General features: G+C 58.1%; 7 protein-coding genes. All 7 read right to left on the bottom strand.

Annotated features, from left to right (window positions below; all coding sequences use genetic code 11):
* Nucleotides 1–242: 242 nt before the first annotated feature.
* Nucleotides 243–3,995: a Verru_Chthon cassette protein A gene (vccA, locus tag M3436_17260; protein MDQ3565770.1), complete on the bottom strand. Its 3,753-nt coding sequence runs from the start codon at nucleotides 3,993–3,995 to the stop codon at nucleotides 243–245.
* Nucleotides 3,996–4,072: 77 nt separating this feature from the next.
* A complete protein-coding gene (gene vccC, locus M3436_17265; protein MDQ3565771.1) occupies nucleotides 4,073–5,191 on the bottom strand; it encodes a Verru_Chthon cassette protein C in 1,119 nt (372 codons plus the stop codon).
* Nucleotides 5,191–5,784 (bottom strand): Verru_Chthon cassette protein B, encoded by a 594-nt coding sequence (gene vccB / locus M3436_17270; GenBank protein ID MDQ3565772.1) that lies wholly within the window; start codon nucleotides 5,782–5,784, stop codon nucleotides 5,191–5,193. The genes vccC and vccB overlap by 1 nt, the downstream gene beginning before the upstream one ends.
* A gap of 713 nt (nucleotides 5,785–6,497) precedes the next feature.
* Entirely contained in the window at nucleotides 6,498–7,082 is a 585-nt protein-coding gene (locus M3436_17275) for a hypothetical protein (GenBank protein MDQ3565773.1), read from the bottom strand.
* A gap of 150 nt (nucleotides 7,083–7,232) precedes the next feature.
* Nucleotides 7,233–7,688: a PIN domain-containing protein gene (locus tag M3436_17280; protein MDQ3565774.1), complete on the bottom strand. Its 456-nt coding sequence runs from the start codon at nucleotides 7,686–7,688 to the stop codon at nucleotides 7,233–7,235.
* Nucleotides 7,669–7,962: a DUF2191 domain-containing protein gene (locus M3436_17285; protein ID MDQ3565775.1), complete on the bottom strand. Its 294-nt coding sequence runs from the start codon at nucleotides 7,960–7,962 to the stop codon at nucleotides 7,669–7,671. The genes M3436_17280 and M3436_17285 overlap by 20 nt, the downstream gene beginning before the upstream one ends.
* Nucleotides 7,959–8,120, bottom strand: coding sequence for a hypothetical protein (locus tag M3436_17290; GenBank protein MDQ3565776.1), 162 nt, complete (start codon nucleotides 8,118–8,120; stop codon nucleotides 7,959–7,961). The genes M3436_17285 and M3436_17290 overlap by 4 nt, the downstream gene beginning before the upstream one ends.
* Nucleotides 8,121–8,482 lie beyond the last annotated feature (362 nt).

Here is an 8,482-nt window from a genome sequence, read left to right on the forward strand (position 1 = left end):
CCCGACAAGCGGGTGCTTGATCCACGTTGTTCTTCGGCTCGAACGGTGAGCAGGTGAGAAAAAGCGTCGAGGTGATCAACGCCGCGACCATGCACAACGTGTGCGCCTGCTGCCTCACTCTTCATAAAGGCGAGCCCGGACAAAACGAAAAGCGTGCTCAGCGCGTTCTGTTCCCCGCCTGCCTCGGAACACGGTCGCTTGCTATAAGGCCGAACCGTAACGACAACTGCCGACGTTTCATGTCACGGCGCAAACTGTTTCGTGTTGATGACGCGGAACCGATAATAGTCATCGATACTGGCCGGGTCGTCTATCGGGAGAGAACCAAAGTCTGGCAATGTCCGGTCACCGGCATCGATATAGCGTTCGATCAAAGTAGCGCCCCGATACTCTCCAGTCACGATGTCGCGTCCTTCTCTCCACGCCTTCCAATCATCGGAAGATCCCGGAGTCTTCTTCAAACTCTGGACCCGCACATGAATGGTGTAGGCATTCGACCTGGTAGTGACGCGTGGATAGATATGTCCGTAGGGGTACTCGCGTGCGTTGTCTCCGGTAAGCAGCTTGTCCTCCCACCAGGCCAAAGTCGAATCGAACGATTCTCCGCGCGGCACGAGGAACATGTCGCAGATTTGTGACGCGGTCACGAATGGGTTGTTCTCCTGGAACCGCTTCTCGAAGCCTCGAAGCGTTTCGTCAAGGTCGAGATCGTGTCGAAAGGCTCGGTTGGCTCCGGTCTTGTAATCAACCGAAGACTTGGGGATCGCCATGATCTTTGTCGACCTCAACACCGCCCGAAGACCCGTATCACGTTTGAGGTAAGTAAACGGCGCAACCTGATAATTCAGATTGATCCGGCCATCCGTCGAGAATGGCTCGCTGATAGCATACGGCTCCACCACCGGCATGGTGAACAGATCAAGAAGCATATGATCAGGAGGCTCCGTGTAAGGCGGCGTTTTCTCTTTCGCCGATTTCCCGAAACCGTCGTGATCTGCCTGCCGAACTCCCGCCGCCGGGTTCGGGCAAAACAACAGTGTCTGCCAGCCGCGGCCGTTTGGAGGAGTGTCTTTCCCCGCGCGCATCGCTTTGTCCGTCGTGATCACGCCGGTAGGCAATGATCCGAAGGCTACCGCAGAAGAGATCTGTCGATTTGGGGAGAAGGTCGTTCCGCCCTCCACGCTGAAGCTTCCGCGGTTGAAGTAACTACTCTCCCCGCCGGTCGCCGCATTCCCCTCATCGGGCTTATTGATATATGCGCCGTCCTCGATATTGCCGACTCCGTTATCCCAATCACCAGGCCGCCCTTGATATGTACGCGCCGCGACCAAACCAGAGCCCGCTGCGGGCTCCTTGCGCGGGTTCACCGGATAATTCACCCCCTCGACGAGCCGCGTCTGGATCTGATTAGCCAAACGTGCCCCATGCAAATAGATGGATTGGTTGCCGTCACCGGTGCGCAAAGAATGAGAGTGGCGCTGGCCGGCCGTGTTGTAAGTGGACTGCGGTGAAAAATACCGCTGGTCCACGTTCGCCAGCGCGGCCAGGAAACGGAGGTCGCCGTGGTTGGCGGCCATCGCGCGCGCTTCTACCCCCCGAGAAGTGTCCTTCGCCCTGATATATTTGGAAGCGTCGCCGCCAATGCGCTTGTTGAAATCAGGTTCCTCCAGCTCGGGCGCGGGCCAGTTGGTTCCATTGGTGAACTGGATCCTGATCGTCTGCACGAGCTGCGTCGGTTTACCCTTGCCCCAAGCCGGCTGGTCGTAACCGCCATAAATGCGAATGGTGATGGGCGCTCCCGTAAAGTTAAAGGTTTTCATTCCCGGCTTGAGCGGGATCTCCTGCGAAAAGAAGGGGTACTCGGTTTCCTCGTTGGAAGTACCCAACGTCTTGTTCTCGTCAGCACCTCCGGCCTTATAGTATCGGAACGCGGCTTGCAGGCCCATGAACGCGGTCTTGTGACCGCCACCACTATATCCCACGCGGCTGGTCACCAGATTACGCGGGTTTTCGTTTGCATCCGGATTCGGAAATCCCATCGTGTTGCCGTCGACTTTCAAGTTTTGCAACCCGTCCACGACATATCTAACATGCGGGCTCCAGCTGGGCGCTCCGGTCACGGGACAGTACGGCTCCAGGACCAGGACCGCTTTCATGGCGGTCGTCAACTCATTCGCTTCCTGTAAATTATTGCCGTTTTGGTCATCGAACTTCGTAGTATAAAAAACGAGTGCCGCCTGGGTAATAGTAGAGTAGCGCCCAAAACCGCGCGTGCCATTAACGCTGCTCAAGTTGAGCGGTAACGCCTGGGTCTCACCCGGGACCGGGTAACCGGCCAGCTTGCGCGTTGGCAGGAAATCGTAGTTAGGCGCAAGAGCCGTGTTGTAAGCATTTACGCCGCTGCGCATGAGGTCGATCATCTGGGTCAGAATTTGATCCCGATCGTCTGGATACTTCCCGTTCTTTCCGAAAATCCCCCCCAATCCTGGCACCGCGGCATCAGTCAGCATCTGCAGATATTTATAGAGTTGCTGGTTCCGTTCCACCCCATGCCAGTCCTTCACTTGCGCCACGTCCTGGCTGCTGGGAGGAGGATCGATCTGATTGAGCCGGCCATCGCCGGTGTAGCTTGTGTGTCGCTGAAAATAGTAAGGCAGATCGTTGGCGGTGGAGCAGAAGGCGATCAATCGATCCTTCGAGTTCCGCTTAGCCTTTTCCAACTGCAACGGCCACAGGGAAAGACGGGGCCGGTTAAACACATTTACATCCGGACTTCGGCTATTGGTGGTCAGAAAAAACTTCGCCTTCTCGAGAAACGACCGATCAACCGCTGAATGATTCTCGGTTCGATCCGGAGCGAAGATAAACTCGTCGAGCGATGCGTAGAGCCGGGATCCATCCAGAGTCATCGCGCTTGTTCCCTCCCTGGTTCCTCCTTCACTCCCACCCAGGAGATAGCGCGGCGCCAGGTTGTAGTATGCGCTCAACTGGGTGGCCGTGGGCCTGCCGGGCGTAATCGGCAGGATCGAACCAAAAACCGCGCTGAGGCACGTCGCACCGGGGTGACCCGCGAATCGTTGAAACTCGTTTTGCACCGGCATCGTTTTGGCAAGATCCCGTTCGGCCGGTGTATCAGCCCACGGACGATCCCAAAAGGTTCCCTCCGACGCAGTGTTCAGATTCACTTTGCTGGTCTCGTCGTCTGTCCAAAGAGCGATTCGACCGACAATCGGGTTCTCCCTCGAGGGCTGGGCCTGAATGGCCCCACCAGATCCGCTCCAGGTCGCCGTCCCGCTGTTGCCGCCATCGGGTGTGGTCAGAGCACCGTTGCGCAGAACATAGATCCAGCGCACTGGCATTGGGGCCGGATTGCCGCTTCGGCCGTTCCGAGGTTTTGTTGGATCCTCACCGGGAACAACCGTTGCCGCCCCGGTCGGAGCGTTCTGGATGGCGAACCCTTCGACGGAGGGGTCGAGCGCGGCCGATGCATCGACGATCGGATAGTTGGCGGTGAAGCTGCGACTGGAATCCGCCGGCTTAATCTGGCCTTTCTCATCCTCGACCAGAACCGGGCTGTTCAGGTCCGTGAACTCGGCCCGCCGGTCATACCAATCTTGCGGGACCTCATTCGCTAACTCAGTGATGGGATTATAGTTTTCGGTCGCGTCCTCCGGCAGACGAACCACCAGATTGTTGGAGGAATACAATTTGAAGACTTTGTGGGGCAGCCCCTTATCGTTAAATGTCCGGATCAGGCCAGGCTGCGATGTCCAGGTTAATCTCGGGGAACTGCCCTGGTCGGGAACGACTCGGCCCTTCGTGCCGTCGAGAAGTTGTCCCATCACAACATTGTTCGCGACGTCGGAAAGCTGACGAAGCGTCACGCCGGCCGCGTAATTATTCGCACCTGTCAGCTCCCTCGTGACCGACCCGAAAAAGCCGATGACCAGCGCAGCCATGAGAACTAAAAACCCGAGTACCAACACCAGGGCCACACCGCCCTTTCGCGGCCGGACCAAGCAGAATGCTGAACGAGAACGGGGGAACATTGGGCGCGACATAGGGGGAACGCTTAATCAGGTTGTGCGGTGCTCCACTTGGCGGCTTGAATGGGCACGTTCGTGGAAAAAACACGGTAATTTATTCTCTGCTCAGCGAGCGTCTTTTCCAGAGACGCGTCCCCGGAACTAAGGTCCTCCTGGTAATCCGCCGTGCGCTGGAATTTATCTTTCAAAGCAAACGGATCGTCGGAGCCGGTCTGCCGGGTGAAGTCCTTTCGGATGGCGGAAGCCTCGTCGATCGCGACCATGGTGACGTGAATAATCGGCGGCAACTGGTTGCGCGGATTGATCGCAGGATCGGGATCCCGAGCGGTGGAATCGTAGGTATAGTCGGGGGCCAGAATTGAGAACTCGGGCTTCGCCGGGTTGTATTTTGGATGGTCCTGTTCGTCCCTTTTCGCCAGGCGGGGAATCAACACCAGAGCGATGATGTTTTCAGCGACCATGCGCACCGGAGCGTCCGGTCGGGATGCCCCATCGCGAAACCAAGTCAGATCTGTATAGCTTTCCGCTTTCAGCTTACCTCCGGTGTCCAGTCCCGACGTAAACGTATAAATGAGGTTATTCTCGGACGGCTGCCTAAACTCCATCAACCGATAGCGATATCTAGGCGGAACGTTCGGGAGACTCGTGAGAAATGATGGCCGGAAAGCGGAATCATCGCGGAACTCGACGTAATAACCCCAGGTATTCAGCAGATTTTCCAATCCGCGATACTCTTTCCCTTTCGGCGTGCCATAGTCCACAAAGCCAAGAGGCGCGTGGAAAAGAACGGCGTGAGTCGGGCGTTCAATGGCGCCGCTTTCCTTAAGAAGAGTGGCGGCGCTGCCGCAGACAAACCGGAGTTCAGATTGCCGCACGTATTTCGTGGGTTGCTGGGCATCGTCATAATCCCAATAAGTGTTGAGCGTGCCCTGGCTCAGGCGTCGGGTGATCGATTCAAACGCATTCCGCGTCTCCCGGAATTGCTCCACCTTGCCGGTCGTGTAGCGCCACACATTCGTGGTCTCCCCCACCATACTCACCAAAATCAACACGAGGAGGGCGATGATCGCGGTCGAAATCATCAACTCCACGAGCGTGAAGCCTGGCCACCTGCTCCTGGCATCCATCGTAGCGGCGCGTTTCATCAGGGTTTTCGGGTGTGACCATTCCTCGCCACGACGGTCGAGTACGTGATCATCTGATTTCGCTGTCCGCCGGCGGCACTCTTGTAAAGCTGCGTCTCGTTATCGATCGGGAGGGGGCGATTGCCTGGATTTGTCGCAATCTGAATCGTCAAAAAGGTCACGTCACGAGGGTTGTGCGGCGCATCGTCGGAGGTGGGGAATAGCGTGAAACGGGTGATGGCATGTTGCGCCGGATCCGGATCGCCAGGCTTGGACCCGCGGACCCGCGCCACGTAGATAATTCGAGAGCGCTCGTCGGCGCTGGGGCCCCCTGCCGAGTCGGCCACATCGATCTCCGTGCCTTGATCGTCGAAATAGCGAAGAGGAAGGATGAAAAATTCGCCTTGTTGCACATTTTGCGGATGATCGGCCAAGGCATCAAAATCCGCTTCCTGCGCGTCTCCGATTACCCGTTGAGCGATCTGGGCCGTGACCGAAATATCGACAGCGTGGCGGAAAGTGGAAAGCCCGATCGGCAAAAGTCCCAGCAGCGCCACAAAAGCAAAGGCGATCACGCCAATGGCGAGCACCACTTCGACCAAAGTAAACGCCAACGCAGCGTTCCGAATGCTCAGACCAGCAAAAAGCCCCGCTCGCCGCATCAGCCGGACGGTAACGACCAAAGAATTCTGCGGCGGGATTAAAACGATAAAAAAATACTCCGTCGGGTTGGGGAAAAGACAAGAACGGAGTCGGGCGAAATGCACTTCGTCGGGATGCGCGTGAGATTCGGTGAATGGCCTTGAAGCACGCTCGATAATCGAGCTCAGCAATCCGAATGTGACCGCTCGAGGACCAACCACCGTGTTCTCAGGAGCCACGGGAGGAGCTAATCATCGCGAACCCGCCGAAACGATTATCGGCGCGAACTCCGCCAGCGCCGTTTTCCGGACGTTTTCAATCACATTGGGACCGCTGGTAACAATTTAGAACTTCATCGTTACAGATGTTGCGGCTCCCCGGGATCTGCGTTTCCAGCGAGGTGCAGTTCAACTATGACAGCGCTGCGGGTTCATTCTTTCGAAGATGCGATGCGGGGAACTTCCAATTCTTTTCCACCCCGGGAACAAATGCGTCTCGTATCAATCCTACGGCGGACATCATTTATAGTGTTTGGTTGAAACATCAATAACACCTGCACAGCGTGTGCGCCTGTTTGCGCTCGCTCTTGATAAAGGCCAAGCCGGCCAAAATGAAAAGCGTGCTCAGCGCGTTCGGGCTTGCGCTGACGCCGGATTACCGAAACCTTCGCGCAAATTGATGCTGCTCACTCCTCCTCAAAACCCTGGCTGGTGAACTTCAGGGTCCGACAATTCTCCGTCACGGTTCGCACTACCTGTTCGCTCGCGCCCGCGGGGATAACAGCATCAATTTCGAGCGTCACTTTTACGTCGGCACCGATGATTCCGGCGAGGTGTGAGATGACTTCCTGCGCGATAGTGCCGGCGTCGCGGCCGGCGCGCTGCGCGTCAAGCTGGACAGTACCGTGGAAGCGCTTTGGCTTTGCAGGTTCCCGTGTCGCTCCAGCCAACGACGGACCGCTGGCTTCGCTGGGTGCTGTCGTTCCCCCACGCGCCACACCGGCTGGTGCGGGTCGCTCTGCTTCGTATTGGCGGAGCGCAGGTTCGGGCTTCACCAAAATTCCCGTGCTGTCTTCGGTAAGGGTGACCTGCTGGCCGCAGCGAAGTCCGCGGTAGCGCTGCGCTGCTTCATCCCAGCCATCGGCGTAAGCGAATGACTCCGTGTGCCAGGTCAGCAGACTCAGGCCCTCCGCGATGGCGTCGATGAGGGCTCCAGTCCGCGTAGTAGAGCCACTTGAACACCGGCCTTGAACTCCAAAAACAAGCCGCACTCTGCGCCGGCTTCATGCACCAACTCGCCTTCCGTCACCCGATAGCGTGTCATGACTTGAAACCGCGTGTCCCTGCTCTGGAAGACATGGCCTTGCAGACCCGGCTCCGGGAGCGGGTGAGTCGCAGCGCACTTTTTCGAACATCCCCATTTACGCGCCTTCCTTGTTCGGCGCCCGCAGCATCAGCACGTCGATCCCTGCCTCTTTGTATTTCTCGAAGTCCCCGTCCAGCGTTACGAAGCGCATCCCAGCATGGAGCGCAAAGGCCGCCAGATACGCATCCATCCAGCGTTTTGGCGCGGCTTGCCCGACGCCGGCCATCCGCAACCAGTCCTCTTCCATTCCCTCCGGTTCGTTGCACCGCTCGACGAAAGCCAGCCGCTTCCACTGCTCCAGTTTCCTGACCGCCTCCTTGTTTTTCACCGGCGCGTAGCCTTCCGCGATCCTCTGCGTGAGCAGTCGGAGAAAGGACATCTCGCTCATCCGGCAAAAGCCCAGCGTGTCGCCGGCCAGCAGCGTTTGCAGCCAGCCGCGTGCGGCCTCGAGGGCGGGATGCACATTCACCGTTAGAGCGACGAAAACATTGCTATCGCAAAGATGCCTCATGGCGCTCCAACTCGGCTTCCATCTCCAGTTCGTGAACCCGCTGCGGGGTCACGTTCAACTTGGGCGCTCCCGGCCGTCCTTTGATGAGCGGCAGGTCGTCGAGGCTCCGCAAAAGCGGCTCGGGCGTTCCCGCCGCGGGCCGCGCCTCCTCCTTCATTTCCAATCGCAACTGTAATCCCTCTGCCACCAGTTCGCAGAGTTTCCGTCCGCGCAACGCGGCTTCGGTCTTCGCGCGGCGGAGCAGATCTTCGGGCAGATCGATCGTCGTTTTCATAACGCCAGCTTTGCAGCTATATGGCTATGCGTCAAAGCAAGCACCCCTGGCTGCTCGTCGTCCCCGCGGAGCGTTCCTGCGCCAAGCCGACTGATCTCCGGCCAGGCCAGCGCGTTGTAGCCGAGCGCGTCCTGCGCCCGCTTGCGCCGTTCGCTCATTTGAATAAAGCCGATAGGAAAGATCGCGCGCGGCGTCGGCCTGATCAGGTCGGCCGAGCGGATACGGGCGAGCAGCCGGCGGTGGCTTCTTCGCCCTGATCGAGCTGATCCGCTGCGGAGGTTCCCGCTCGCGATTACGCGTTGATCAATGACCAAGGACCAGAGAGGGTGTGAACGCCAAATAACCAAGTCGATGCCCGCGCGGTGACGCGCCCGATTGCGGCATTGGTCATTGGTCTCTGGTCAATTGATTCGGCGGGTACCAGACGTAGAGCATGAAGTAGACGAGCACGCCGGTGATGGAAACGTAGAGCCAGATCGGGGCGGCCCATTTGGCCCAGCGCCGGTGGCCATCGTAGCGC

Source organism: Pseudomonadota bacterium (genome assembly GCA_030859565.1).
GTDB lineage: Bacteria > Pseudomonadota > Gammaproteobacteria > JACCXJ01 > JACCXJ01 > USCg-Taylor.